The organism is Nonomuraea sp. NPDC049419 (assembly GCF_040676995.1).
Classification (GTDB): Bacteria; Actinomycetota; Actinomycetes; order Streptosporangiales; family Streptosporangiaceae; genus Nonomuraea; species Nonomuraea salmonea.
The window spans coordinates 38,879-62,416 of record NZ_JBFAQB010000005.1 but is presented as its reverse complement, the minus strand read 5'-3'; the positions used below and the strand labels follow the sequence as shown (position 1 = coordinate 62,416).

General features: G+C 71.6%; 25 protein-coding genes. 13 read left to right on the top strand and 12 right to left on the bottom strand.

Features of this window, described 5'->3' with window-relative positions; genetic code table 11:
• Window positions 1–109: 109 nt before the first annotated feature.
• Together AB0K12_RS17460 and AB0K12_RS17455 are read right to left on the bottom strand one after the other, a co-directional pair.
• Entirely contained in the window at window positions 110–1,792 is a 1,683-nt protein-coding gene (locus AB0K12_RS17460; RefSeq protein WP_364561628.1) for a substrate-binding domain-containing protein, read from the bottom strand.
• Between the two features lie 225 nt (window positions 1,793–2,017).
• Window positions 2,018–2,656: a hypothetical protein gene (locus tag AB0K12_RS17455; protein WP_364370168.1), complete on the bottom strand. Its 639-nt coding sequence runs from the start codon at window positions 2,654–2,656 to the stop codon at window positions 2,018–2,020.
• A 141-nt stretch (window positions 2,657–2,797) separates the two neighbouring features.
• Between AB0K12_RS17455 and AB0K12_RS17450 the strand changes: the two genes are divergently transcribed.
• Together AB0K12_RS17450 and AB0K12_RS17445 are read left to right on the top strand one after the other, a co-directional pair.
• Window positions 2,798–3,571, top strand: a complete 774-nt coding sequence (locus AB0K12_RS17450; protein ID WP_364561625.1) for a DUF4184 family protein — start codon at window positions 2,798–2,800, stop codon at window positions 3,569–3,571.
• On the top strand, window positions 3,519–4,394 hold the full coding sequence (locus tag AB0K12_RS17445) for an RNA methyltransferase (protein WP_364561622.1): 876 nt from the start codon (window positions 3,519–3,521) through the stop codon (window positions 4,392–4,394). Before AB0K12_RS17450 ends, AB0K12_RS17445 begins: the two co-directional genes overlap by 53 nt.
• On the opposite strand, the gene AB0K12_RS17440 is transcribed toward AB0K12_RS17445, so the two are convergent.
• On the bottom strand, window positions 4,386–4,706 hold the full coding sequence (locus AB0K12_RS17440; RefSeq protein ID WP_364561619.1) for a hypothetical protein: 321 nt from the start codon (window positions 4,704–4,706) through the stop codon (window positions 4,386–4,388). The two genes, AB0K12_RS17445 and AB0K12_RS17440, sit on opposite strands and share 9 nt — an antisense overlap.
• A gap of 168 nt (window positions 4,707–4,874) precedes the next feature.
• Between AB0K12_RS17440 and AB0K12_RS17435 the strand changes: the two genes are divergently transcribed.
• Window positions 4,875–5,117: a DUF4235 domain-containing protein gene (locus AB0K12_RS17435; RefSeq protein ID WP_364370180.1), complete on the top strand. Its 243-nt coding sequence runs from the start codon at window positions 4,875–4,877 to the stop codon at window positions 5,115–5,117.
• Between the two features lie 7 nt (window positions 5,118–5,124).
• On the opposite strand, the gene AB0K12_RS17430 is transcribed toward AB0K12_RS17435, so the two are convergent.
• On the bottom strand, window positions 5,125–5,418 hold the full coding sequence (locus tag AB0K12_RS17430) for a hypothetical protein (protein WP_364561615.1): 294 nt from the start codon (window positions 5,416–5,418) through the stop codon (window positions 5,125–5,127).
• Between the two features lie 193 nt (window positions 5,419–5,611).
• On the opposite strand from AB0K12_RS17430, the gene AB0K12_RS17425 reads away from it, so the two are divergent.
• Complete coding sequence (locus AB0K12_RS17425) at window positions 5,612–6,403, top strand: hypothetical protein (RefSeq protein ID WP_364561613.1); 792 nt, start codon at window positions 5,612–5,614, stop codon at window positions 6,401–6,403.
• Between the two features lie 150 nt (window positions 6,404–6,553).
• Here the strand turns inward: AB0K12_RS17425 and AB0K12_RS17420 are convergent, their stop codons facing one another.
• On the bottom strand, window positions 6,554–7,393 hold the full coding sequence (locus AB0K12_RS17420) for a serine hydrolase (protein WP_364561610.1): 840 nt from the start codon (window positions 7,391–7,393) through the stop codon (window positions 6,554–6,556).
• Between the two features lie 110 nt (window positions 7,394–7,503).
• On the opposite strand from AB0K12_RS17420, the gene AB0K12_RS17415 reads away from it, so the two are divergent.
• A complete protein-coding gene (locus tag AB0K12_RS17415; RefSeq protein WP_364561607.1) occupies window positions 7,504–7,704 on the top strand; it encodes a DUF1508 domain-containing protein in 201 nt (66 codons plus the stop codon).
• Here the strand turns inward: AB0K12_RS17415 and AB0K12_RS17410 are convergent, their stop codons facing one another.
• Window positions 7,705–8,253, bottom strand: a complete 549-nt coding sequence (locus AB0K12_RS17410; protein WP_364561604.1) for a VTT domain-containing protein — start codon at window positions 8,251–8,253, stop codon at window positions 7,705–7,707.
• A 154-nt stretch (window positions 8,254–8,407) separates the two neighbouring features.
• On the opposite strand from AB0K12_RS17410, the gene AB0K12_RS17405 reads away from it, so the two are divergent.
• On the top strand, window positions 8,408–8,965 hold the full coding sequence (locus AB0K12_RS17405; RefSeq protein WP_364561601.1) for a hypothetical protein: 558 nt from the start codon (window positions 8,408–8,410) through the stop codon (window positions 8,963–8,965).
• Here the strand turns inward: AB0K12_RS17405 and AB0K12_RS17400 are convergent.
• From AB0K12_RS17400 to AB0K12_RS17390, 3 genes are all read right to left on the bottom strand, one after another.
• Window positions 8,934–12,329 (bottom strand): BTAD domain-containing putative transcriptional regulator, encoded by a 3,396-nt coding sequence (locus tag AB0K12_RS17400; RefSeq protein WP_364561599.1) that lies wholly within the window; start codon window positions 12,327–12,329, stop codon window positions 8,934–8,936. The genes AB0K12_RS17405 and AB0K12_RS17400 overlap by 32 nt on opposite strands.
• Window positions 12,330–12,410: 81 nt before the next feature.
• Complete coding sequence (locus AB0K12_RS17395; RefSeq protein WP_364561596.1) at window positions 12,411–13,466, bottom strand: lysylphosphatidylglycerol synthase domain-containing protein; 1,056 nt, start codon at window positions 13,464–13,466, stop codon at window positions 12,411–12,413.
• Between the two features lie 62 nt (window positions 13,467–13,528).
• Window positions 13,529–14,347: a PIG-L family deacetylase gene (locus AB0K12_RS17390; protein WP_364561593.1), complete on the bottom strand. Its 819-nt coding sequence runs from the start codon at window positions 14,345–14,347 to the stop codon at window positions 13,529–13,531.
• Between the two features lie 38 nt (window positions 14,348–14,385).
• On the opposite strand from AB0K12_RS17390, the gene AB0K12_RS17385 reads away from it, so the two are divergent.
• The gene (locus AB0K12_RS17385; RefSeq protein WP_364561590.1) at window positions 14,386–15,477 is read left to right on the top strand and encodes a glycosyltransferase; all 1,092 of its coding nucleotides are present in this window, start codon (window positions 14,386–14,388) and stop codon (window positions 15,475–15,477) included.
• A gap of 209 nt (window positions 15,478–15,686) precedes the next feature.
• Here the strand turns inward: AB0K12_RS17385 and AB0K12_RS17380 are convergent, their stop codons facing one another.
• Window positions 15,687–16,058, bottom strand: a complete 372-nt coding sequence (locus tag AB0K12_RS17380) for a hypothetical protein (protein ID WP_364561587.1) — start codon at window positions 16,056–16,058, stop codon at window positions 15,687–15,689.
• An 88-nt stretch (window positions 16,059–16,146) separates the two neighbouring features.
• Window positions 16,147–16,710 carry a TetR-like C-terminal domain-containing protein gene (locus AB0K12_RS17375; protein WP_364561584.1) on the bottom strand — a complete coding sequence of 188 codons (564 nt, stop codon included), beginning with the start codon at window positions 16,708–16,710 and terminating at the stop codon, window positions 16,147–16,149.
• A 51-nt stretch (window positions 16,711–16,761) separates the two neighbouring features.
• On the opposite strand from AB0K12_RS17375, the gene AB0K12_RS17370 reads away from it, so the two are divergent.
• Entirely contained in the window at window positions 16,762–17,853 is a 1,092-nt protein-coding gene (locus tag AB0K12_RS17370; RefSeq protein ID WP_364561582.1) for an NAD(P)/FAD-dependent oxidoreductase, read from the top strand.
• A 64-nt stretch (window positions 17,854–17,917) separates the two neighbouring features.
• Window positions 17,918–19,030 (top strand): aromatic ring-hydroxylating dioxygenase subunit alpha, encoded by a 1,113-nt coding sequence (locus AB0K12_RS17365; RefSeq protein WP_364561579.1) that lies wholly within the window; start codon window positions 17,918–17,920, stop codon window positions 19,028–19,030.
• Here the strand turns inward: AB0K12_RS17365 and AB0K12_RS17360 are convergent.
• The gene (locus AB0K12_RS17360) at window positions 19,000–19,554 is read right to left on the bottom strand and encodes a DUF1707 domain-containing protein (protein ID WP_364561576.1); all 555 of its coding nucleotides are present in this window, start codon (window positions 19,552–19,554) and stop codon (window positions 19,000–19,002) included. The genes AB0K12_RS17365 and AB0K12_RS17360 overlap by 31 nt on opposite strands.
• Window positions 19,555–19,732: 178 nt before the next feature.
• Between AB0K12_RS17360 and AB0K12_RS17355 the strand changes: the two genes are divergently transcribed.
• The 4 genes from AB0K12_RS17355 to AB0K12_RS17340 all read left to right on the top strand — a co-directional run bounded on the left by AB0K12_RS17355 (window position 19,733) and on the right by AB0K12_RS17340 (window position 23,514).
• Window positions 19,733–20,656: an anti-sigma factor RsbA family regulatory protein gene (locus tag AB0K12_RS17355; RefSeq protein WP_364561573.1), complete on the top strand. Its 924-nt coding sequence runs from the start codon at window positions 19,733–19,735 to the stop codon at window positions 20,654–20,656.
• Window positions 20,657–20,856: 200 nt separating this feature from the next.
• Window positions 20,857–21,471, top strand: coding sequence for a DUF998 domain-containing protein (locus AB0K12_RS17350; RefSeq protein ID WP_364561570.1), 615 nt, complete (start codon window positions 20,857–20,859; stop codon window positions 21,469–21,471).
• 46 nt (window positions 21,472–21,517) lie between these two features.
• Window positions 21,518–21,976, top strand: coding sequence for a universal stress protein (locus tag AB0K12_RS17345; RefSeq protein WP_345388735.1), 459 nt, complete (start codon window positions 21,518–21,520; stop codon window positions 21,974–21,976).
• 137 nt (window positions 21,977–22,113) lie between these two features.
• Complete coding sequence (locus AB0K12_RS17340) at window positions 22,114–23,514, top strand: methionine--tRNA ligase (RefSeq protein WP_364561566.1); 1,401 nt, start codon at window positions 22,114–22,116, stop codon at window positions 23,512–23,514.
• Window positions 23,515–23,538: the final 24 nt, after the last annotated feature.

Here is a 23,538-nt window from a genome sequence, read left to right as displayed (position 1 = left end):
ATTTCCCTCCCCGCGGGTAGTACGGGCACTCGAGCCCCACGCGGAGAGGACGCGGTCTGGTTCGTACCGGTTCGCCCTCCATGCCCAATGGGCATGAAGGGCGAAAGGGTCAGCCGTCGCAGTTCGGGGTGCAGAGGCGGCGTTCCATGCCCTGCAGGAAGAAGTCACGGACCTGCAGGATGTCCTCGGCGATGTACGCCTCGCCGCCCGTCGCCTTGGCCAGCGCCTCCATCTGCCGCTTGCCCTTCTTGGCGTCCGGGCCGAACGCGATGAGCAGGATGCTGATCGGCCGCTTCGGGTTGTAGGTCTGCTCCAGGAACTGCAGCAGCTCGGCGTTCTCGACGCCGCCGTCCGGGTCGTCGTTGCCTGCGCCGTCGGTGAGGATGAGCAGGGTGTTGACCTTGTCCTGCTTGTACGTCTTCGTCAGCTGCGTGTAGGCCGCCTTGACCGTGTCGTTCAGCCCGGTGTCGCCCGTCGCCTTGGCCTTGATCTGGGCGAACGTCCTGGCCAGCACCTCCTTGCGGAGCGTGCCGTCGATCGACTCGCTGAGCGGCCCGAGCGAGACGTTCTCCTTCCAGTCCCTGCCCTTGCCGTCCAGGTGCGTGGAGAACGTCCACAGACCCATCTCGGAACCGGCGGGGAACAGCGCGAGCCCCTCCGTGGCGATCTTGTTGATGGCCTGCATGCGGGTCATGCCGGTGCCCGGCACCGGCAGCGCCATCGTGCCCGAGACGTCGAGCAGGGTGAGCAGGCGGGTGCCGAGGTTCAGCCGGGTCCAGGTCTGCACCATGCGCGCCACGGTCGCGCCGTCCGGCGGGTCCAGCGCGGTCGGCGTGTCCTGGGTGAAGCCGTCGTCCTCCGCCAGCACGTCGCCCGGCTTGCCGTCGGTGCCGCGGAAACCCGCCTCGCGCAGCGTCCGCTTGGCCGACTCCGAGGACAGGTCCTGCTTGAAGTCCGCGGCGGCCTTCAGCACCTCCGGGTCCTTCGTCAGGATCGTCACCGGGTAGTCGAGGCTGAGCGTGCCCTCCTTGGGATAGAGGGCGACGACCGGCGCGTCCGGCTTCTTGTTGTTGTGCGCGTAGATGGCCTGCTCGGAGGTGACGCCGACGGGCACCTTGCTGCCCGGCTTGACGGTCAGGCTGGCCAGCAGCGCGTTCGAGTCGGCGGCGAGCTGGCCCGACAGCTCCTTGAGCGCGCCCACCAGCGCCTTGTCCTGGCCGGACTCCTTGGCCGTGCCGGCTGCGGCCAGCAGCGCGGCGAGGCCGGCGGAGTTCTTCTGCGGGTCGAGGGCGAGCACCCTGACCTTCCTGCCGGGGCCGTCCACGTTGGCCACGTTCGCGGCGGCGATCATCGAGGTCCAGCTCGGCTGGAGCGCGCCCGACAGCTTGCCGGCCGCCGACTTGGCCGCCGCCAGCACCACGGGCGACGTCGCGATCGACCCCTCCACCTGCGGCAGCGCCTCACCGGCCGGGGTCTGGCGCATGCTCTCCATGAGCAGGCTGGAGTCGGCCACCCAGAAGTCGGCGGTGACCTTGCCGGCCGCGAGCGCGTTCGCGGTCCGCGCCGATGCCTCCTTGGCCACCGTCACCTCGACGCACTTGCCGTCGATCGAGTGCAGCGCCTTGTTGTAGCGGCCGGCGATCTTGTTGAGCGCGGGCTGGATGTCAGGGGCGGCGACCACCTTCAACGGCAGCTTGCCGCCGGAGCAGTCGTGGTCGCGGGTGAAGATGACGAACGCCGCGACACCGAGCAGGACGGCCATGGCGACGGCGCCGGCCAGCGGGACGAGCACCCTGCCACGGCCGTTCCTCGGCCGTCTGCGCGGGACGGGTTCGCCGGCTCTGTAGTCGCCATCGAGATCGTCTGTGCGGTGTCGCCCCACGATGTCCTCTTAGGTGTTCTAGAGACCGTCCGGAGACCCTAGCGGGAGATGCTCCGCAATACTCCGGGAACGATACTCGGTGCGGTCTCTGTGGCAAAACAGCCCTTTTGGTGCGACGATGACGCAGGGTGGCCGTCAATGGCAACAAGTGTGACCGATCCAGGCGCGCCGCCCCTCGCGTACGGCGACCGCCGCGAGGAGCACCGCCACCGCCGGATCGACCCACCACCACCCCAGCGTGTTCAGGTACAAACCGGCCAGCACCCCGGCCGCCATGGCCGCGCACATCAGGTTCTGGGTGCCCTCGCCCGACGTGGCCGCCGACGCCAGCCGCGCCCCCAGCCGCCGCTTCGCCAGGCCCAGCGCCGGCATGCTGACCAGGCTGACCGCCGTCACGACGATGCCCAGCACGCTCGGCGTCGCCCGGTGTCCCGCGTCCAGGTCGTGCGCCACATGCAGGACCAGGTAGGGGGCCAGCAGCCAGAAGCTCACCGCCACCGCGCGGCGGGCCGTGCGCTCCGCGTGCGGCGACAGCGTCCGCGTGCCGGTGAACCGCCACACCACGATCAGGCTCGCCGCCGCCTCCACCAGGGCCGCCAGCCCCCAGCCGATCAGCGCGACCGAATGCGCCGCGAGCCCCGCGGCCAGGCCGAGCGCGCTCTCCACGCCCAGCCAGGCCAGCGTGACCAGCGAGAGCGTACGAGCGGCGCGGGCCGCGCGCAGCCAGTCCGCTGACGCGGCCGGACGCTCATGAATCCGCTGATCAGGCACCATGAACCCCCGAACTCCGGCTTATCCGGCCGTCGACAGCGATACGTACCGTACCCACTGCGGAGCGTGACCAGGAATGGCGGCGGCAAAGCCTGATCAAGATTCGCCCGCATAATGAGGGTCGATCATGAGGGGGAGGTCCTGTTGCCGTTCACGCCCAGCCACATCGCCGCCGTCTTACCGCTCGTCGGGCCGTCGGCCCGGATCCGCAGGGTCCTCGATCCCTGGGCGCTGGCGTTCGGCGCCATGGTGCCCGACCTGCCGCTCTTCCTGCCGTTCCTGCCCGACTACAGCGACTGGCACTCCTGGCTGGGCGTCGTCACCATCGACCCGCTCGCCGTGCTCATCCTGCTGCCGTTCTTCCACCTCGTGCTGCGCGACCCGCTGATCGCGCTGCTGCCCGCCTCCCTCGCCGGGCGGGCCGCGCTCCTCGCCCCCGAGCGGCTGCGCCTGCTCCCGATGGCGGCCGGCGCCGTGACCGGGGCCGCCACCCACGTCCTGTGGGACTCCTTCACCCACTCCACCGGCGTCGTCGAGTGGGGGGCCTGGCTGTCGGTGAGCGTGCTGGGGGTGATCAACCTCTTCCGCCTCCTCCAGTACGTCTCGTCCGCCGTCGGGCTCGCCGTCGTGGTCTGGTGGGGATGGCGGGGTCTGTCCGGGATGCCGGCGGCGCCCGTACCCGAGCGGCTGCGCCTGTCCGCGCGCGTCCGCGCCGCCGTCCTGTCCGTGGCCGGGCTCGGCGTGCTGGCCGGCGCCCTCGTGTGGCCGCTCATCGACGAGCCCAACCCCCGCTACGGCATCGCCGGCGTCATCACCAAGACCGGCGCGGGCACCGTGGTCGGCCTCTGCCTGGTCCTCGCCTGCTATGCGCTGGTCTGGCAGGTCAGGCGGCGCATGGCAGTATCGGAAGGTGCTTGAGTACGTCACCGACCCCGGCGACCCCCGCCTGTCCGACTACACCCGGCTGCGGGACGTCGAGCTGCGAAAAAGCCTCGAGGCCGAGCGCGGCCTGTTCCTCGCCGAGGGCGAGAAGGTCATCAGGCGGGCCATCGGCGCCGGCTACCCGACCCGCTCCGTCCTGACCACCCGCCGCTGGCTCACCCCGCTGCAGGACGTCCTCGGTGACGCCACCGTCTACGTCGTCAGCGACGAGCTCATGTCCGGCATCGCCGGCTTCCAGGTGCATCGCGGCGCCCTCGCCTCCATGGAACGCCTCCCTCTCCCTTCCGTCGACACCCTCCTCAAAGGCCCGGCCCGCCGCATCCTCGTCCTGGAGGATCTGGTCGACCACTCCAACGTCGGCGCCATCTTCCGCTCAGCGGCAGCCCTGGGCGTAGGCGCCATCCTCCTGTCACCCCGCTGCGCCGACCCCCTCTACCGCCGCGCCGTGAAGGTCTCGATGGGCGCCGTCTTCTCCATCCCGTACGCCCGCATGGACGACTGGTTCGAGGGCCTGACCCGCCTGCGCGAAGCCGGCTACCACACCCTCGCCCTCACCCCCGACCAGCACGCCACCCCCATGGACCGCGCCCGCCTCACGGACCGCGTGGCCCTGCTTCTCGGCTCGGAAGGCGACGGCCTGTCCTCCCACTGGCTCCAGGAAGCCGACGAGACGGTCTGCATCCCGATGAGCCCCGACGCGATGGCCGCCGGCGTCGACTCGCTCAACGTCGTGGCCGCCGCCGCAATAGCCTGCCACGGCCTGATGCGAGCAGCAGATCCATCACAGAGCTCAGCCTGAGTTCGGTGCTCGGATCAGCCGGTCACCCACGGCAAGGGCCGCCACCACTGACCTTCTTCTGAGCGCCCGGTCCACGGCGGCGGCGAACGCCGCGCCCTCCGCTGCTGTGAGCTCCGCGACCTGATCGTCGGTGACCTCGGCATAGGCCCAGACGCTGACGTGCCAGGCGTGTCCCTCGATGCAGTCGCAGAGGAACGTGTGCTCCTGCTGCTCGATGAGCCCGCAGGTCGGGCGGTCGTGCTTGTCGTACACCGCGATGACCCTGGAGGTCTCGGAGGGCTTCCAGGGCTCCGCGCCGAACCGGAGCCGCACCAGCGCGGGCGAGTGACGTGCTGACAGGGCCGATCCTCCTGCGGGGAAGCCCCGACAGACACGCCGGTTTTCATGGAGGCAGGTTTTTTTCGCTATGCCTAACCAGCGGGACGTTTAAGTGCGGTCCATAGGGCACGGGCATACGCCACGCGAGCGTAAGGAGTGGGGATGCAGCCCGTGGAGAAAGTCACGTCGCTGGGGATGAGCCTGGTGAGCGGGGCGGTGGCCGCTGCGTTGTTCAGGCGGGCCTGGGCGATGGTGTCGGGGCAGGATGAGGCGCCCGATGCCGATGATCTGAGCCGGGGGTGGACCGAGGTGCTCGTCGCCGCCGCCGTGCAAGGAGCCGTTTTCGGGGTGGTCAGGGCCGCGGTTCAGCGTACGGGGGCCAAGACCTTTCAGCGGCGGCGGTGAGCCCCCGTCACTGGCTGTCGTCGCTCAGCCAGTCGGGGTAGCCGTTGAAGTCGTGGGCGATCGGCTCGCGGTCGATGGGGTGGCGCGCCCCGATGCTGCGCATGTGACGTTCGAGCGCGGGCACCTGCTGCCCGGTCGTGACGAGGGTGAGCTGCCAGGTCGTCGCGTCGGCCGCGGACGGGTGCGGGACCTCGGCGATGTCGATCGACGTGGCCAGTCCGGCGAGCAGGATGCCGTGCGCCAGCTCGGCCGCCGCCTCGTGACCCTCGATCAGGGTGCGGACCTCGAAGAATTCCGCCATCAGGGTGTCCTTAGGGAGGGGTGTGTGGCTCACCCTACTCGGCAACGGACGGCGGGCCGAATCCATCGGAAAACGTACAGCGGCGTCGTGGCGGGGCGTCGGGCCGCAGACGAGGGCGGACGGCGTGGTCGATGAGGCACACTGTAATCCTTCGATTACCGTACGTGCGTCCATCGCGCAGGCCGGAGGGTCCATGAACGGGGCTTGGATCATCACGCTCACCGTCGCCACGGGGCTGCTGGCCTCGCCGCCACACGCCACGACGGCGTCTCCTACCGGTTCCGCGGAGGGTGCGGCGGCGCCTTTCCGGCTGGCGGCGCCCTTCTGGCCGGCCACGGCCGGTGCCCCTGGCGGGCCGGCGTTCGGGTTCTCGGCGGGACGGGGGTTCGGGCCGGCGTTCGGGGCGGCGGTCGGCCGGTCCGCGGGGGCGGACTTCGGGGCGGCGCTCGGCCGGTCCCTGGGAACGGTGTTCGGGGAGGCGTCGGAGGCCAGGGTGGCCCGGCGGCCGGGGGAGAGGGCCAGGAGCGGGGCGCTGACCTGTGCCGTGTCGACGCCATCGGGGCGGCCGCTGACGTTCGCGCCTCGGGTGGGGCTGACGACGCGGCGCATCTCGGCGCGCGGCTACCTGGAGTTCACCGGGTGCACCTCGCCCGACGGCTCGGCCACGTTCCTGCGGTCGGGCTGGGTGAACGTCAAGGCCACCGCCCAGGCGTCCTGCGCCACCGCCCGCCGGGTACGCGGCACCGCCAGGATCACCTGGTTCGGCGCCACGGGACGCCCGGCGGGCACCTCGAAGCTGGGCATCAAGGCCGACCGCCTGGTGGCCAGGCACCCGGCCGACACGCTGCTCACCGGCACCGTACGCACGGGCTGGCTGGCCGGGCGGCGGGCCAGGGGCGGCATCGCACCGCCCACCGCCATCCTCGGCTGCGCCGCCAGCGGCCTGCACGCCTACCCCGGCCACGGCACCATCACCTTCGACTGACCGGCCCCGGCGGGCGCCCGCCGGTCAGTCGAAGCGCCCGCAAGCACCTCGGGCCGCAAGCCCGTAGCCGGTCGGCCGTAGCGCCCGCAAGCACCTTCGGCCGCCGACCCGTAGCCGGTCGGCCGAGAGCCTCGTGATGGTGTCGGCCGGTCAGCCGAAGGCGACCTGTTCGCCGGCGTAGTCCAGGAGCTTCTCCGCCGTCGAGAAGCGGCGTTCGTTCTGGTCGCCGAGCAGGACGCCGACGATCTGCAGGCCATTGCGCTCGCCCGCGAACAGCAGGCAGTAGCCGGCGGCGTTCGTGTACCCGGTCTTGACGCCCAGCACCCCGTCCGCCCGCGACAGGAGCTTGTTGGTGTTGCGCCAGGTGTGCGCCCGGTGCACGGCGGTCTTCGACACCTTGTGCACCTTGGTGCCGACGACGGTCGTGAAGATGCTGCTGCGCAGCGCGTACTGCGCCAGCTTGGCCTGGTCGGCGGCGGTGGAGTAGCCGCCGTTGGCGGGAGTGGGCATGCCGTCCGCGTTCGTGTAGCGGGTGTCGGTGAGGCCGAGCGAGCGGGCGGTGCGGTTCATCTTGGCGATGAAGGCCGTCTTGCCGGGGCCGTAGTGGCGGGCCAGGGCGTTGGCCGCGTCGGCGCCCGAGGGCAGCATGAGCGCGTACAGCAGATCCCTGACCGTGAACCGCTCGCCCTTGCGCAGCCCGGCGGTCGCGGCGCCGCCCTTGGCGGCGTACTTGACGTCGGCGGCGCTGATCGTGATGACGTCGCTGAGGTCGGCCTCACGCAGCACGACGTACGCCGTCATGACCTTGACCAGGCTGGCCACCGGCACCCGCCTCGTCTCCCGCTTGCCGAGGTGGACCGTTCCTGCTGAATCGACGATGTACGCCTCTTTCGCCTTGACGGCGGGCTCGTTGGCGGCCTGGGCCGGAGTGCTGCCGAACCCGACAACCAGCGCGACCACCGCAGAGCTGATCAAACCCCCAATACGCATGACAATCATGGTGACAGGAGATCAAGGATTCGTTTGCCTAACCAGGCCACGCGTCGCCCTCAGATGGGGGTAAATCCTTCATAGATCTGATATGGCGGGGGGCGGTGGCCATGGCGGGAAAGTTCGTCATCACTGAGGATGAGCAGGGCGGATACCGGTTCGCGCTCGTCGCGAACAACGGGCAGACCCTGGCGGTGGGGGAGGGATACCCCAGCAAAGTGGCATGCGTAAACGGCATCGAGACCCTCCGCAGGAACGCCCCGGAGGCGGCGATCGAAGACCGTACGACGAGTCAGGCCGCTACCGGGTAGTTACGAGTCCTGCGCCACCAAGGGCTGGTCGTCGGCGGTGCGGCGGCGCCGGCGGCGGCGGATCATGAACCAGGTCACCCCGGCGACGGCCACCACCGCGACGACGGCGGCCGTGATGGGCGACCGCGCGGCCAGTTCCAGCCACCCCCACACGACGGCGGTAAGCCCGAACCACCACAAAGGCGCCCAGGTCAGGCAGCCGAGCGCGCTCGCCACCACGTACCAGGGGTAGGAGACGCGCAGCGCCCCTGCCACCCACGGCAGCGTGTGGCGCAGCATCGGCACCCAGAAGCAGCCGTAGACGGCGAGCGCGCCCCAGCGCTCGACGACACTCTCGATCTTCGCGATGCGGTCGCGGCCGAGCTTGACCCCGACGCGCGACTCGTACAGCTTCTCGCCGAGCCTGCGGCCGACCCAGTAGTAGACCTGGAACGCGCCGAACAGGGCAAGGATGAGGATGGCCCCGACCAGCCAGTACGGCAGCCCGAACCAGAACGGCTCGGCAGGGGCGGGAACGGACATCAGCGCGTGCCGCATCAATGGGCCCACCCCCTCCGAAATCCTTAGGCCAGCCTTACCTTAATTCACGCCGCCGACCGGCGCCATGCCGGGTTGCAAGCAGCGCGCAACGGGTGCAACTCACCGACAACCGCTACTCAACCACCCGGTCTCACTCTATGGGTGAGCAAAAGGGGTGTTGACCATGCCGACGAGAAGCGCAACCGTCCTGACCAGCGGAACGTCGAACGCCGCGAAGCTGTTCGTGGCCGCTCTGGCGTTCACCAGCGCGTACGTCGGCTTCTCCGCCTACAGTAACGCCGGCACGACCGAGCAGCGGAAGGCCGCCGAGCCTGCCACGATCTCCCTGGCCGCCCGCGCCATGCCTGCCTCCATGCCCGCCTCCATGCCTGCCTCCATGCCCGCCTCCGAGCAGCCGGCCGGCGGCATCGCAGGGGAGCCCGGCGCCCTCACGGTGAGCGCCCTGCCCACGGAAGGCTGCGCCAGGTCGTACGTGGCCCGCACCTTCCTCGCCAACCCCGACCCCGACGACACCGTCCTCTACCGCTGGAAGCTGACCCGCTACAGCCCCGCCACCAAGACCTGGCGCACCTACCTGTCGGATCACGACGGCTTCGCCACGGCAGGCAGGACCGTCGAGTGGCGCGCCGAGGTCAACGGCACCCCGGGCTGGTATCGGGTCGAGCTGTCGGCCGAGGGCGCCGAGACCGTCAAGAGCCGCCGTTTCGCAGTGAGCTGCTGACCGACTGCCGGGCCGCGTCGACCCAGCGCGGCACGCCGATGCGCTCGGCGACCTCCAGCGCCTTCTCGTAGTGCTGCCGGGCCGCGTCGGGCTGCCCCAGCCGGATCGCCAGGTCGCCGAGCGTCAGCGCGACCGGCCACAGCGCGACCACGCCGGTGCCGGCGCCCGCCACCCGGTCGGCGAACGGCTTGAGCTTGTCGTAGCAGTCGACCATCCGCTCGCGGTCGTCGAGCAGCATGCCGGCCAGCGCCCGCCAGGTCATGACCAGCTCGTAGAGGAAGTCGGGCCGCACCGGAGGCCGGGTGGCGGCCACGGCCCCGGCGTCGTCGAGCCGCCCCGCGGAGGCCAGGGCCAGCGCGTACGCGTCGAGCGTCCACTTGGCGCCCCGCTGGTGCGCCTCGGCCAGCGGCGCGACCATCTCCGCCGCCCTCCCCGCCACCAGGTGCAGGCAGAACGAGGTGATCAGCGGCAGGTCCTGGCGGCCCTCCAGCATGCCGGCCCGCTCGGTCATGCGGGCCGCGTCGCGGTAGGCCCGCTCGGCGCCCTCGTAGTCGCCGGAGATCATCAGCCGCTGCCCGGCGTACCAGACGACGACCGCGGCGGGCGCGGACAGGTCGTACTGCTTGGCGAGCTGGTCGGCGGCCGCCGCGTGCTCGTCGGCCGCGGCGAACTCGCCCCTGGCCGCCGCGCACTCCAGCAGCACCAGGTGGGCCAGCGCCTGGGTGGCCATCTGCCCCGAACGCTGCGCCACTTCGAGCAGCTCCCGCCCGATGCTCTCGCGCGAGTCGACGGCCGGGATGTCGTAGGACTGCCGCAGCCGCCCGCTCAGCGCCGCCGCGATCAGCGCGGGGTCGCCGCTCTGCCGGGCCAGCTCCAGCGCCTCCAGCGAGGCCTGCCTGCCCCGCTCCGGCGAGGAGGAGCCCTCCAGCTCAAGGGCCAGCGTGGTCAGCAGGCTGGCGCGCAGCCGCTGTTCGCCGGCCGGCAGCTCCATGAGCGCCTTCTCGGTGACGTCGACGATCTCCCACGCCGTACGGGTGAAGTCGCGCGCCATGCCCTTGTGCGGCACGGCCAGCGACGCCGCCACCTTCGCGGTGATCTCGAGGTCGCCCAGCGGCAGCGCGGCGTCCATGGCCTGGCGGCGCAGCAGCCGCGCCGCGTGCATGTCGCCGCACAGCGCGAGCGCCCTGATCTGCCGCAGCATCAGGTGCAGCCGCTCCTTGGCCCGCTCGGGCGCCTGGTCGCCCTGGTCGTCGGCGCGTGAGCGGTCGAACGCGGCGATCGCCTGCTCCCACAGCGTGGCCGCCTCGCGGTGGGCGAAGCGCCGCTCGGCCTGCTCGGCGGCCAGGCCCGCGTAGTGGACGGCCTTGCCGGCCGCGTCGGCCAGGAAGTAGTGGTGGGCCAGCGCCGCCACGTCGGACGGCGTGTGCCGCTCGATGACCGCCGCCACCGCCGCGTGCAGCCGGGTGCGGCGCAGCCGGGAGGCGTCGGAGTAGATCGTGTCGCGGACGAGGTCGTGGTCGAAGCGCAGCAGCCCAGGGCCAGGCTCGGTCACCAGGCCGGCCAGCAGCGCCGCCTCGACGGCCTCGATGACCGCGTCCTCGTCGCCGGCCACCGCGATCAGCACGTCGAGGTCGACGTCGCGGCCGATGACCGCGGCCTGCAGCAGGATCTGCTGCGCCCCCGCGGGCAGCCGCGAGATGCGCCGCCGCAGCACGTCGCGCACGCCGGACGGCACCTGGGAGAGCACCTCGGTGGCGCTGGCGCGGTCGGCCGCGCCCTCGGAGTCGAGCAGGCGCACGGTCTCGCGGACGAAGAACGGGTTGCCGCCCGTGCGCTCGACGATGGACTCGACCGCGTCCTCGTCGATCTCGCGTACGCAGGTGGCCTTGACCAGCTCGGCCACGGCCTTCGGGTCGAGCCCGGACAGGCCGACGCGTACGGGACCGAGCCGGGCCAGCGCGGCCAGCACGTCGGACTGGCGGTCGTCGAGCTCGCTCTCCCTGCACGTCACCACCAGCAGCACCCGGCTGGTCGCGAGCAGGCTGGGCAGCGCCCGCAGCAGCGCGAGCGTCTGGTCGTCGGCCCAGTGGAGGTCTTCGAGCGTCAGCAGCACGGGCCCCCGGCGCGCCACGCCGGCGAGGTAGCCGCCGACCGCGCGGTGCAGCCGGAACCCGCCGGACGCCTCGTCCTCGTCGGGGTCGGGGGCGGCGTCGTCGAGCAGCGGCGCGAGCAGCTGCGCGTATTCGCCCGCGCCGGTCATGTCGATCAGCGTGCGCAGGATCTCCACCCACGCCCAGCCCGGCGGCGTGGCGCTGGAGTCGGGGCAGGCGCCCGACGCGGTGGTCCAGCCGTCGGCGGCGAGCTTGCCTTCGAGCTGGCGCAGCAGCGTCGTCTTGCCCGCGCCCGCCACGCCGGTGACGACCGCGACCTGGAACCTGCCGGTGCGCGAGGCCGCGGTGGTGAGCCTCGCCAGCTCGGCGTCGCGGCCGACGAACGGCTCGGGCTCCAGCGGCGGCGGCTCGATGTGGGCGGCGGGCCGCGGCGGCCAGGTGTCGGTGACGGGCGCGGCGGGCCTGGCGGCGCGGGCGGGCAGGGCGAGGTCGAGCTCGGGCGACTGGGCCAGGATGTCGGACTCCAGCTTGCGCAGCGCGGGGCCGGGGTCGATGCCCAGCTCGTCGGCCAGGATGTTGCGCGCCCTGCGCAGCGCGGCCAGCGCGTCGCCCTGCCGGCCGCAGCGGTAGAGGCCGAGCGCCAGCAGCCGCCAGCCCTCCTCGCGCAGCGGATGCTCGGTGGTGAGCGCCTCGAGGTCGGGGACGGTCTCGGCGTGCAGCCCGAGCCGCAGCCCCGTGTCGGCGTGGCGCTCGCGGGAGACCAGGCGCAGCTCGGTCAGCCGGTTGACCTCGGCCTCCGCCCACGCCTGGTCGGCGAAGTCGGAGTAGGGGGTGCCGCGCCACAGCCCGAGCGCCTTCTCCAGGCGGCCTCTGGCGGCCTGCGGGTCGCCCTCTTCGAGGTGCTCGCCGGCCGCGCGGACGAGCTGCTCGAACCTGAGCGCGTCGACCTGGTCGGACGCCACGCGCAGCGCGTAGCCGGACGCGACCGTCACCAGCAGCCGGTTGGGGCCGCCGCGCGGGCGGCCCGGCTCCAGCACCCTGCGCAGGCGCGAGATGTAGACCTGCAGGCCCGACTGCGCGCCCTTTGCCGCGTCGTCGTCCCACAGATCGTAAAGAAGTGTGTCAACGGGCACGACCTGACCTCTGGCCACGAGCAGGCGGGCCAGGACGGCCCGCTGTCGCAACCCGCCGAGGTCGAGTTCGTCGTCGTGTTCGTACGCCTCGACTGGCCCCAGAACTCGGAACGCCACCATGTCAGCCGCCACGCTATGCGGGCCTACGAATCACGCACAAGGGCCGTGGTCGATTAGCACGCGATGGGTTTGGGATTGTCACTAGGTGGCCTTCGAGATCGCGGACGGGGGCTCCGCGCCGGCGTCCCGGCCGCCGCGCCTGCGCAGCAGTGCCCAGGCGCCGAGAGCCAGGCCGCCGAACGGGATCTCGATAGTGTAAGTCCAGAAGCCGAAAAGCAGTGCGGTGGCGATGGCGGGCGTGGCGCCCACGCCGAAGGCGATGAGGAGCGCGGCCACCCCGCTCTCCATGATCCCGGCGCCGCTCGGCGTGATCAGGGCGCTGGTCAGCACCCGCGACAGCGCGAAGACGGCGATCGACTCGGCGAGGCCGGGCCAGGCGCCGGTGGCCGACATGCAGGCCGCCATGATGGCCCACTGGAAGCCGAGGAAGAACACCATGCCGAGCGACAGCCCGGGCCACCGGGTGCGTACGACGCCCGCGGTGTCGGCGCGCAGCCGGTGGAACGCCTCCGAGGCGTGCACCTTCAGCCGCAGCAGCCGGGTGACGCCGTCGAGCGCCCTGCCGAGCGCCCGCGCGGCGCGGTCCCAGTAGAGGGCGGCGGCCACGACCAGGCACAGCACGAGAATGGAGATCGCGCCCGTCCAGCCCGCGTTGGCGACGGTGGAGTTGGGCGCCTTGCCCGCGGCGAGCAGCGCGATGATGCCCACGGCCGGCAGGACGAACCTGAACAACGTGTTCCAGATGCCGCTGACCAGCGTCATCACCACGAACGCCCGGCTGGTGAACCCCCAGCCCTTCGTCATCGCGAACGACAGCGCCACGCCCACCGCCCCGCCGAACGGCAGGAGGTTGCTCACCGCGCTGCCCGCCGCGTTGAGCGTCAGGCCCTGGAGGTTGTTGAGCCCCGGCAGCGAGCTGGTCAGCACGAACGTGTAGGAGAGCAGGCTGAGCAGCCACAGCGCCGTCATCAGCGCGATCTCGCCGCCGCCGAGGGTGGCGAACAGCGCACCGATCTCGCTCCACGAGACCGGCTTGCCGGTCAGCGCCCGCACGATCTCCGGCAGGTAGACCACGAGCAGCACGGCCAGGCCGAGCGAGAGCACGGACAAGGCGATCTGCAGCCACTTGTTCTTCATCGGGGTCCAGTCTGCCGGTTGGCAGCGGGCCGCGCGTCACCCCCAGGTATGAGGCGTGGGTATCAAGCGGGCCACCCGTCGAAGGGATGACGCAGGCGGGCGCCCGGCGGCAGGTCGCGGCGGACGAACCACTCGGTGCCGAAGACGAAGCGGTAGAGCGGGCGCGGGACCTTGAGCATCACGGCGAGCGTGCGGTCGCTGTCGCCGCCGCTGGCCTGCGAGGCGTGCGCGGCCATGGAGGCCCGCTTCTGGCGGGCGTAGCGGCGGACGTTGACGCGGTGGGTGATGGCCTCGCCCGGTGAGTACGCGCTCTCGAACGTGCGGACGTCGAACTCCGGCGGGAACCGGTAGACCTTCCCCGCCAGCTTCAGCAGCCGGACCAGCGGGTCGCGGTTGACCGTCGCCTCCAGGACGATCTCCGTGCCCGCGATCTTCGCCGCCCGCCTGCCCACCCGGTGCACCTGCACGTGGTCGGGGTGCCCGTAGCCGCCCGCCGGGTCGTAGATGGTCAGCAGGTCGGCCCGCTCCTCCTGGAGGATCGCGGCCAGCGCCTTGGCGGCCTCCTCGGTGTCGGCGTCGATGAAGGCGTTGTCGGGGCGCTCGTCGGCGACGCCGCCCTGCGGGCTCAGGCCCGAGTCGCCGTAGCCGAGGCACTCGACGCGGGCGCAGCCGAGCAGCGCGGCCGACTCGTACAGCTCCTTGAGCCGGGTCTCGCCCAGCTCGTCGCCCGGCTCCATCTCGGCCAGGCCGCGCTCGCCCGCGGTGGCCACCACGAGCACCACGCGGTGTCCTTCGGCCGCGAGCATCGCCATGGTGCCCGCCGTCAGCAGGGCCTCGTCGTCGGGGTGGGCATGGAAGAACACAGCGGTACGTGGAGGCACAGGCCCAGATTAGTCTGGGAGGGGTGCGGATCTTTCACGTGACTGACTGTTACCTGCCGCGACTCGGGGGGATCGAGGTCCAGGTCGCCGATCTCGTGCGCGTGCAGCGGGAGGCCGGGCACGAGGTGTCGGTGGCCACGGCGACCAGGGGAGAGCCGCTGCCCGGTGTGCACAGGATCGTCGCCCCGATGCCGTTCGACCTGCCCGTCCACCCGTTCGGGGTGGGGCATCTCACGCGGCGCATCACCTCGGCGCGTCCCGACGTCGTCCACGTGCACGCGGGGGCGGTGTCGCCGTTCGCGTGGATGGGGGTGCGGGCCGCGCATCGCGCCGGGGTGCCGTGCGTGGTGACCGTGCACAGCATGTGGGATCCGGTGACGCGGGCGCTCTATCGGCTGCTGCGGCTGGCGTACGGGTGGGAGCGGTGGCGGCTGGTGGCCACCACGGTCAGCAATGCCGCGGCCGCCCCGATCCGCGCGGTGGCCGGGCCGCTGGTGCCGGTCCGCGTCGTCCCCAACGGGCTCGACCTGTCCGGCTGGGCGCCGCCGCCCGGCGCGCCAGACTCCCGGCCCGGCGTGCACGTGGTCGCCGTCGGACGACTGGCTCCGCGCAAACAGCCGGTACGCCTGCTGAAGCTGCTGCTGGCGGCCCGGTCCCAGGTGCCCGCCCACATCCCCATCCGGGCCACGATCGTCGGCGACGGGCCCGCACGGGGGCAGATGGAGCGCTTCCTGGAGCGCCACGGCATGGCGTCCTGGGTGTCCCTTCCCGGGCGCTACACCCGGGAGCAGATCGCCAAGGTGCTGGAGTCGGCCGACGTGTTCGTGGCGCCGGCGCCGCGCGAGTCGTTCGGCATCGCCGCCCTTGAGGCGCGCGCGGCCGGGCTGCCGGTGGTGGCGCGGGCGCAGAGCGGCGTCGCGGACTTCGTCAAGGACGGCGTCGAGGGCCTGCTGGGCCGCACGCTGGGCGATCTGGCCAGGGCGGTCGCCCGCCTGTGCCGCGACCCCGACCTGCGTGCGGCGATCGCCGCCCACAACCGCACCACCCCACCGACCGCCGGCTCCTGGGAAGCGGTCCTCGACGGCTTCGACCACGCCTACACCCACGCCCTCACCCTCCGCGCCACGTAGCGAACGCACACCCTGGTGGTGGGTGTCCTTGGGGTGGAAAGGGGTGGAAACGGGGAAAGCCCGCCACCTCAGTGGCGGGCTTACCCCAGGCCCGGGGTGGAGGGTGGGTGTGGGTGCCCCCGTGGCGTCACGCCGCCCTCCGGGCAGGGCCGGGACGCGGCCGCCGGAGCACCTGTCCCCCACAGGTGTTCACGGCGACCGCGAGTCTGCTAGGAGCAGGCAGAGACGATCTTGCTCTGGAACCCGCTGACCTTGCCGGTGAACTCGCTGGCCTTGGACAGGTCGCCGCCCTCGATCGAGGCGAACCCGTCGGCCAGGTCGTTCAGCGCGGCGCCGACCTCGCCGTCGTACTTGCCGGCCAGTTCCTTGGTCTTGGTGGCCGCCGTCTTGGAGGCCTCACCGATCGCGTCCTTGTCGGTCGCGCTCGCGCTGATCGCCGAGCTCCACTCGGTGACGATCGTGGTGGCCTCCTGGGCCGCGGAGTTGCAGTCGACGGCCTGGCCGAACGCGCCACAAGCGGTGGTGAGAGCGGCAAGAGTGAGCGTCGCGGCCACAGCGGCGAGGCGACGAGGGGGAGTCATGTACGTGCCCTTCGTTGGTTCAACTTACGAAAAGCACCATATGGGCGATCGCTTGATCGTCACTTGCACCCCAGTAACACCACCCGTATCAACCCAGCGTAAAGCCGTGCAGCAAAGCCCGCACGATCTCGTCCGGTTCGGGTAGCGGGAGCTCGAAAATCCCCCGATAGGTGATGAAGCCGACGAACATGTCAGTCAGCATCCACAGGTCCGCGTCGGGCCGCAGCTCGCCGCGTGCGATAGCCCGCTCGTACACGACCCACGACCGCTCCATGCGGGTGCGCATGGAGGTGCGGACGACGTCCGCGATCGCCGGGTCGCGCCCTGCGGCGGCGTACACCTGCCTGGCCAGGCGCGACACCTCGGGGCGCCGCCACAGCGCGATCGTGTCGGCGACCACGACGCGCAGGTCGCCGGCGAGCGTCCCGGTGTCGGGGACGGCGACGTGGACGTCCATGAGGGTGCCGAGGGTTTCGAGGAGCATGTCCCGTTTGCCGCCGTATCGGCGGAACACGCTCGCCCTGCCGACGCCTGCCGCGGCGGCGACGTCGTCCATGGTGAAGTCGAGGCCGTGGGAGAGCACCAGCGTGGCAGCGGCCTGCCTGATGCGGTGATCAACCGAGGGGTCGGGTTTACGACCGCGCGCAGGCATTGTGATACTCCAAGTATCCGATATCGAGCGTCTCACTATTCAGGGGTCGTTATGAGAGTAGTCGTCATCGGGGCAGGGGTCGCGGGGCTCGCCCTGGCCAGGGGGTTGCTGCGCAAGGGCCACGACGTCGAGGTGTACGAGGAGTCGCCCGAGCCGCGCACGGCCGGCGGCTCCGTCTCGCTCTGGCCCGGCAGCACGGCCATCCTGGAGGAGCTCAAGGTGGACTGGGCCGGCGTCGGCCGCCGCCTGGAGACGCTGGAGTCGTGGGCCCCCGACGGCCGCCGCCTGCTCACCCTCGACCTGACCGTCCCCGAGCGCCGCTTCGGCCACCCCGTCGTCCACGTCGCCCGCAGCGAGCTGGTGGAGCTGCTGGCCGACGGCGTGCCGGTGACGTACGGCGCCCGCGCCGAGCACGTGGTGCCGGAACGGGCCGAGGCGCGGCTGTCCGACGGCCGCACGGTACGCGGCGACGTGCTGGTCGGCGCCGACGGCCGCCGTTCGGCGGTGCGCTCGGCCCTGTGGGGCGCCGACGCGGCCACCCTGAGCCCGTGGGTCACCTGGCAGGGGTTCACCACCGAGCCGACCCTGCTGACCGAGTCCGGCAGGGCGGTGATGATCGCGGGCAGGCACGGGCTGTGCGGGCTGATCCCGGCGGGCAGGGGGCGGCTGCTGTGGTGGTTCGACGTCAGGTCGGCGCCGGGGCGGCCGTTCTGGGCCGGCGACCCGCACGTGGTGGAGCGGCTGCGGGAGCGGTTCGGGGAGTGGGCCGACCCGGTGCCGAAGGTGCTGGCCTCGATCGCGGACATCGACTTCTTCCCCCACCACCGCCAGCCGATCCCCAAGGTCTGGGGAAGGGGGCCGACCACGCTGGCCGGTGACGCGGCCCACACGATGCCGCCCACCATGGCCCAGGGCGCCAATCAGGCGCTGGAGGACGCCTGGCTGCTCAGCCGGTCGATCGGGGACCTGCGGGCGTACGAAAAAGCCAGGTCGAAGGTGGTGCGCAGACCCGCGAGGCTGGCCGCCACGGAGGCCACCGACATGCAGCGGCCGATCGCCGGACTGCTGCCCGACGGCCTCATGACCCGCATCTACACCCTGTTGTTGCGCCGCTACAGCAACTACCTCTTGACAGCCCCCTGAGGCCGCCTGACTATGTCGCATATAGAGCAACTCGGTGCGTAATACGCAACAAGGGCGGTGCCGGTTGACCATCACGTCCAGCCTGATCTCCACGCTCCCAGGCAGCGCCTACACCGATCCAGCGGCGTTCGCCGAGGAGCAGGAGAAGATCTTCGAGAACCTCTGGTTCTGCGCCGTCAGGTCGGCGGATCTGGCGAAGCCGGGCGCGTTCAGGACCGTTCAGGTGGGCCGGGAGAGCATCATCATCGTACGCGGACGCGACGATCAGGTGCGCGCCTTCCTCAACGTCTGCCGGCACCGCGGGGCGCGGCTATGTCTGGAGGAGGCCGGCGAGGTCAAGCGGACGATCAGGTGCGCCTACCACGCCTGGTCCTACGACCTGGACGGCCGGCTCGCCGCCGCCCCCAACCTGGCCAAGATGCCGGACATCGACCGGGTCGCGTACGGCATGGTCCCCGTGCACCTGCGCGAATGGCTCGGCTACGCCTGGGTCTGCCTGGCCGCCGAGCCGCCCTCGTTCGAGGAGACCGTGACCCAGGCCGCCACCGAACGGCTCGGCGACCCCGCCGCCATCGAGCGCTACCACGTCGAGGACCTCGCGCTCGGCCGGCGCATCGTCTACGACGTCAAGGCCAACTGGAAGCTCCTGGTCGAGAACTTCATGGAGTGCTACCACTGCGCCACCATCCACCCGGAGCTGACCGCCGTGCTGCCGGAGTTCGCCGGCGGCTACGCGGCGCAGTACTACGTGGGCCACGGCGCCGAGTTCTCCGAGCGGGCCGCGGGGTTCACCGTGGACGGCAGCCCCGGCTTCGGCAAGCTGCCGGACGTGGCGCAGGAGCAGGACCGCCGCTATTACGCGATCACCGTCAAGCCGCAGGTGTTCGTCAACCTCGTGCCCGACCACGTGATCCTGCACCGCATCTTCCCGATGGCGGTGGATCGGACGATCGTCGAGTGCGACTGGCTCTACCACCCCGACGTGGTCGCGTCGGGCGCCGACGTGTCGCTGTCGGTCGAGCTGTTCCACCGGGTCAACGAGCAGGACTTCGACGCGTGCGAGCGCACCCAGCCCGGCATGTCGTCACGGGCCTACCGGGACGGAGGCGTGCTCGTGCCCAGCGAGCACCACATCTCGCTCTTCCATCAGTGGGTGAACCAGCGCTTGCGCGGATAGCGCACGGTGAGCCCGCCGTACTTCGCCCGGCCGGTGATCACGAAGGAGAGGGCGCCTGGCCGTGGCCTGCTCGGCACGTCGTCGGTCCGCGTGGCGCCCCAGGTGCTCTCGAAGCCGTCGATGTTCGCCACCGCGCCCTCGGGCACGGTGATCCTCGCGTTGCCGTACTGGAGGTCGAGCTCGATCTCCACCACCTGGTGCGGGATCACGGCATCGGAGAAGTCGAGGTCGACGGCGCCGTACTTGCTGCCGGCCCGCAGGCGGCGGGGCACCGCCCAGTCGCCTGAGCGCTTGACGGCGCCGTTGGCCTGCGAGAGCTCCACGACGTCGCCGACCCGCGGTTCGTCCGCGGGCAGGTCGTCGATCAGGGCCAGCAGGTCGGCGTACGTCTTCGCGGTGAGCGCGCGTTCAAGCCGCTCGTCGAGCTCGGGGTGGGTGAGGCGGCCCTCGGAGAACGCGCGTTGCAGCCGCTGGGCGGTCTGCTCGCGGTCCTCATCCGAGACGCGCATCCGCATTTCCGACATGTCCTGAGCATAGGTCGCTTGACTCAGAAGGGGAGTTGCCGCCCTGATGGGGTGCGGAGATCGAGGGGCAACGGACGGTGTCCTGGACGGGGGCGCTGAATCACCTGGACTCTCTTCACACCCAATAGGTACCCATCGGATGGCTTTGAAGACACCAACCTTAGGTAGCCTGTGGCTGATGCCGGCAGACCCGTTCCACCATCCCGCGCTGCTCTATCGGAGTGATGGGGAATATGTGGCTGCCACCACGACCTTCGTGGCCGACGGCCTGGCCGCGGGCGACCCCGTCGCGGTGGCCGTCCCCGGCGCCAGGCTCGCGCTCATCGAGGGCTCGCTCGGCGCCGCCGCCCGCGACGTGCTCATGCTCGACATGACCGAGGCGGGGCGCAACCCGGGCCGCATCATCCCCGCCGTGCTGCGCGGCTTCGCCGACCGGCATCCCGGCCGCCACGTGCGGATCATCGGCGAGCCGATCTGGCCGGAGCGCACGCGCGACGAGTACCCCGCCTGCGCGCAGCACGAGGCGCTGATCAACCTGTCGTTCGCGGGGCGGCCCGTGACGATCATGTGCCCGTACGACGTGCGGACGCTGAACGACGAGGTCATCGCCGAGGCCGCGCGCACCCACCCCGTGCTGCGCGACGCATCGGGGTCGTGGACGAGCGCCGACTACGCGCCCGAGCAGGTCATCGAGGGCCACAACCGGCCGTTGGACGAGCCGGAGAGCTGCGTCTCGCTGCACTTCGACGGCTCCAACCTGTCGGCCGCGCGGGCCCTGGCCGCCCGCGAGGCCGCCGCCTGCGGGTTCACCGGTGACCGGCTCGACGACATCAGGCTCACCGTGGCCGAGCTGGGCGCCAACAGCCTCGACCACGGCGGCGGCGCCGGGCTGCTGCGCGTGTGGCAGGCGGACGGGCGGCTGGTGTGCGAGGTCAGCGACCGCGGCCACATCACCGACCCGCTGGTGGGCCGCCGCCCGGTCGATCCGCGCCAGGCGGGCTCGCGGGGCCTGCTGATCGTCAACCTGCTCAGCGACCTCGTACGCGTCCACACCCGCCCGGGCGCCACCACCGTACGCGCGTACTTCGACCCCGCCCCCTGACCCTCGCCTCCTGACCCCCGCCCGGGCGTGGGGACGCCCACCCGCACCCTGAGGGGGCCGGCCCTACCCAGGGTCATGAAACGCCAGCTCAACGGCCACGGCTAGGGGCAGGTCAACCCAAGGTATTAGGGGATCCTTCAGGGCGAGTTCGGGCCGATCTCCGATGTTCGGAAAAGCCGCTTTCCACGAGCTTTGAAGGCATGAAGGGATTGCTCGTCAGTGGATTCGCGGCCATCGGCGCCGGCAGCGGCGCGATGCTCACGCTGCACGCCGCCTCGAACCTGGACCCCATGCACGCCGTGATCAGTGAGTACGTCTGGCAGTCGGCCGGCTGGCTGCTGCCCGCCGCGCTGACCCTGTTCGCCGTGGGCTCCGCGCTGATCGCGGAGGCGCTGCGCCGGGCCGGTGCGAACCGCTGGGTCGTCCTGCTGCTGCTGGGCTGGGGCGCGAGCATGTTCCTGGTGGGCGCGTTCCCGACCGACCGGCCGGGGCTGCCGCTGTCGATGTCGGGGGGCATCCACCGGTATGCCGCGTTCGCCGCTTTCGTCATGATGCCGCTCGCCGGGCTGCTGCTGGCCAAGGCGCGGGTCCGCTACGCGAAGGCGCTGCGCGTGCTCAGCGTGGTCGCCGTCGGCGCGCTGCTGCTGGTCGTGGTCCCGTACGTGGTGCGCATGTTCGGCATCCCGCTGTCCAACGACGACATCCCCGCCGGGCTGACCCAGCGCGTGGTGGTCGTCACCGAGCTGGGCGTGCTGGCGCTGGCCGGTCTGGCGATGCTGCGGACGTCCGTGCGCCGCGTGCCGGCCCTCGCCTAGATCACATTGTCAGGCGTGAAAGCCGCACTCTGGGAAGAGGGAGGAGATGACGATTCTGATCGCGTACGACGGGTCCGACGACGCCAAGGCCGCCATCGAGTTCGCGGGCCGGATGTTCCCGGGGGAGCACGCCGTGGTGCTGACCGTGTGGGAGCGGCTGGCGATGACCTCGGCCCGCGCGTCGGCCGGGCTCATGGTGACGATCGACCAGGCGGGCGCCGAGGACGAGGCGATCGGGCAGGCGATGAGCGAGCTGGCCATGCAGGGCGCCGAGCTGGCCAGGGAAGCGGGGCTGGACGCCACCCCGCGCTGCGACGTGGACTCCGTGGCCGTCTGGTCGACCATCGTGGACGTGGCGGAGGAACTGGACGCCTCGCTCATCGTGACCGGCACCAGAGGGCTGGGCGGGGTGCGCTCGCTGCTGCTGGGCAGCACGTCCGACCGGGTGCTGCACCACGCGCACCGGCCCGTGCTGGTCGTCCCTGGCCCCCGCAAGGACGGGTGAAACGACGTATAGTGTCGGCATGATCGCGACGTGCCGCCGAATGATGGCCCCCTAGGGGGTTTCACCGGCACGTCCACGTTGAGGCCCTGCTAGCCGGGGCCTCTCTTCGTGTCCGGGGCCCCTTCGGGAGGCATCCGATGTACGTCACGACCACCATCCCCTACGTCAACGCCAGGCCGCACCTCGGCCACGCCTTGGAGCTGGTCCAGGCCGACGTTCTGGCCAGGCACCACAGGCGGCGCGGCGCGCCCGTACGGTTCCAGACCGGCAGCGACGACAACTCGCTGAAGAACGTGCTGGCCGCGGAGGCGGCGGGCGTGCCGGTGCGCGAGCTGGTCGACCGCAACGCCGCCGCGTTCGAGGCGCTGCGCGGGCCGCTCGACGTGTCGTTCGACGCCTTCATCAGGACCAGCTCGCACCCCGCGCACCGCGCCGGCGTCGAGCGGATCTGGAAGGAGATCGCGCACGACCTCTACCGGCGCCACTACGAGGGGCTCTACTGCGTGGGCTGCGAGCAGTTCTACCAGGAGGGCCCCTGCCCCGACGGACACCCTGGGCCGCTGCAGACGGTCTCGGAGCAGAACTGGTTCTTCCGGCTCTCCCGCTACCAGGACGCGCTGCTCGACCTCATCGGCAGCGGGCGGCTGCGCGTCGAGCCGGCGGCCCGGCGCAACGAGGTGCTGGCGTTCGTAGCGGCCGGGCTGTCCGACATCAGCGTCTCCCGCTCGGCAGCCCGCGCCCGCGGCTGGGGCATCCCCGTGCCGGGCGACCCCGACCAGGTGATCTACGTGTGGTGGGACGCGCTGGCCAACTACGTCACGGCGCTGGACGAGCCCGGCGCGTACGAGCGGTGGTGGGTGCGCGAGCAGGACAAGGTGCACATCGTGGGCAAGGGCGTGATCCGGTTCCACGCGGTCCACTGGCCGGCCATGCTGCTGTCGGCCGGGCGGCCGCTGCCCACCGCCGTCTTCGTGCACGACTACATCACGGCGGGCGGTCGCAAGATCAGCAAGTCGGCGGGCGGGACGGCCGATCCGGCGGAGCTGGTGGCGGTGTACGGAGTGGACGCGGTGCGGTGGTGGCTGCTGCGCGAGGTGCCGCGCGTGGGCGACGTGGACTTCACCGAGGAACGGCTGCGCGCCAGGGCCGACGAGGACCTCGCCAACGGCCTCGGCAACCTGGTCAGCCGGGTCGCGACCATGGTGCACCGCTTCCTCGACGGCCACGTACCGCCGCAGGACGAACCGCTGGCCGAGGTCTCGGTGGACGCGGCGCTCGCGGACTTCGACTTCCGCCGGGCGGCGATCGAGGTGTGGCGCATCGTCGAGGAGGCCAACCGGTACGTCGAGAGCGCCAGGCCGTGGGCGCAGCCGCGCGCCCGGCAGGAGGTGTCGCTGGGCCGGCTGGTCGGAGCGTGCAGGGAGCTGGCCGATCAGCTGGAGCCTTTCCTGCCGACGGCGGCCCGCCGCGTGGCCGCGGCGGTCGGCGGTGAACGGCTGGCGAAACCACGCCCGTTGTTCCCGCGCAGCGGCGTTTGACGATCTTGACTGTCCGCCTTAGGT

Excerpts from the sequence above, each read along its gene's own strand:
- AB0K12_RS17455 (WP_364370168.1), bottom strand. The coding sequence starts at position 2,656 with ATGGTGCCTGATCAGCGGATTCATGAGCGTCCGGCCGCGTCAGCGGAC.
- AB0K12_RS17445 (WP_364561622.1), top strand. The coding sequence starts at position 3,519 with ATGCGCTGGTCTGGCAGGTCAGGCGGCGCATGGCAGTATCGGAAGGTG.
- AB0K12_RS17435 (WP_364370180.1), top strand. The coding sequence starts at position 4,875 with ATGCAGCCCGTGGAGAAAGTCACGTCGCTGGGGATGAGCCTGGTGAGC.
- AB0K12_RS17430 (WP_364561615.1), bottom strand. The coding sequence starts at position 5,418 with ATGGCGGAATTCTTCGAGGTCCGCACCCTGATCGAGGGTCACGAGGCG.
- AB0K12_RS17425 (WP_364561613.1), top strand. The coding sequence starts at position 5,612 with ATGAACGGGGCTTGGATCATCACGCTCACCGTCGCCACGGGGCTGCTG.
- AB0K12_RS17420 (WP_364561610.1), bottom strand. The coding sequence starts at position 7,393 with ATGCGTATTGGGGGTTTGATCAGCTCTGCGGTGGTCGCGCTGGTTGTC.
- AB0K12_RS17415 (WP_364561607.1), top strand. The coding sequence starts at position 7,504 with ATGGCGGGAAAGTTCGTCATCACTGAGGATGAGCAGGGCGGATACCGG.
- AB0K12_RS17405 (WP_364561601.1), top strand. The coding sequence starts at position 8,408 with ATGCCGACGAGAAGCGCAACCGTCCTGACCAGCGGAACGTCGAACGCC.
- AB0K12_RS17400 (WP_364561599.1), bottom strand. The coding sequence starts at position 12,329 with ATGGTGGCGTTCCGAGTTCTGGGGCCAGTCGAGGCGTACGAACACGAC.
- AB0K12_RS17395 (WP_364561596.1), bottom strand. The coding sequence starts at position 13,466 with ATGAAGAACAAGTGGCTGCAGATCGCCTTGTCCGTGCTCTCGCTCGGC.
- AB0K12_RS17380 (WP_364561587.1), bottom strand. The coding sequence starts at position 16,058 with ATGACTCCCCCTCGTCGCCTCGCCGCTGTGGCCGCGACGCTCACTCTT.
- AB0K12_RS17375 (WP_364561584.1), bottom strand. The coding sequence starts at position 16,710 with ATGCCTGCGCGCGGTCGTAAACCCGACCCCTCGGTTGATCACCGCATC.
- AB0K12_RS17370 (WP_364561582.1), top strand. The coding sequence starts at position 16,762 with ATGAGAGTAGTCGTCATCGGGGCAGGGGTCGCGGGGCTCGCCCTGGCC.
- AB0K12_RS17360 (WP_364561576.1), bottom strand. The coding sequence starts at position 19,554 with ATGTCGGAAATGCGGATGCGCGTCTCGGATGAGGACCGCGAGCAGACC.
- AB0K12_RS17355 (WP_364561573.1), top strand. The coding sequence starts at position 19,733 with ATGCCGGCAGACCCGTTCCACCATCCCGCGCTGCTCTATCGGAGTGAT.
- AB0K12_RS17350 (WP_364561570.1), top strand. The coding sequence starts at position 20,857 with ATGAAGGGATTGCTCGTCAGTGGATTCGCGGCCATCGGCGCCGGCAGC.
- AB0K12_RS17345 (WP_345388735.1), top strand. The coding sequence starts at position 21,518 with ATGACGATTCTGATCGCGTACGACGGGTCCGACGACGCCAAGGCCGCC.
- AB0K12_RS17340 (WP_364561566.1), top strand. The coding sequence starts at position 22,114 with ATGTACGTCACGACCACCATCCCCTACGTCAACGCCAGGCCGCACCTC.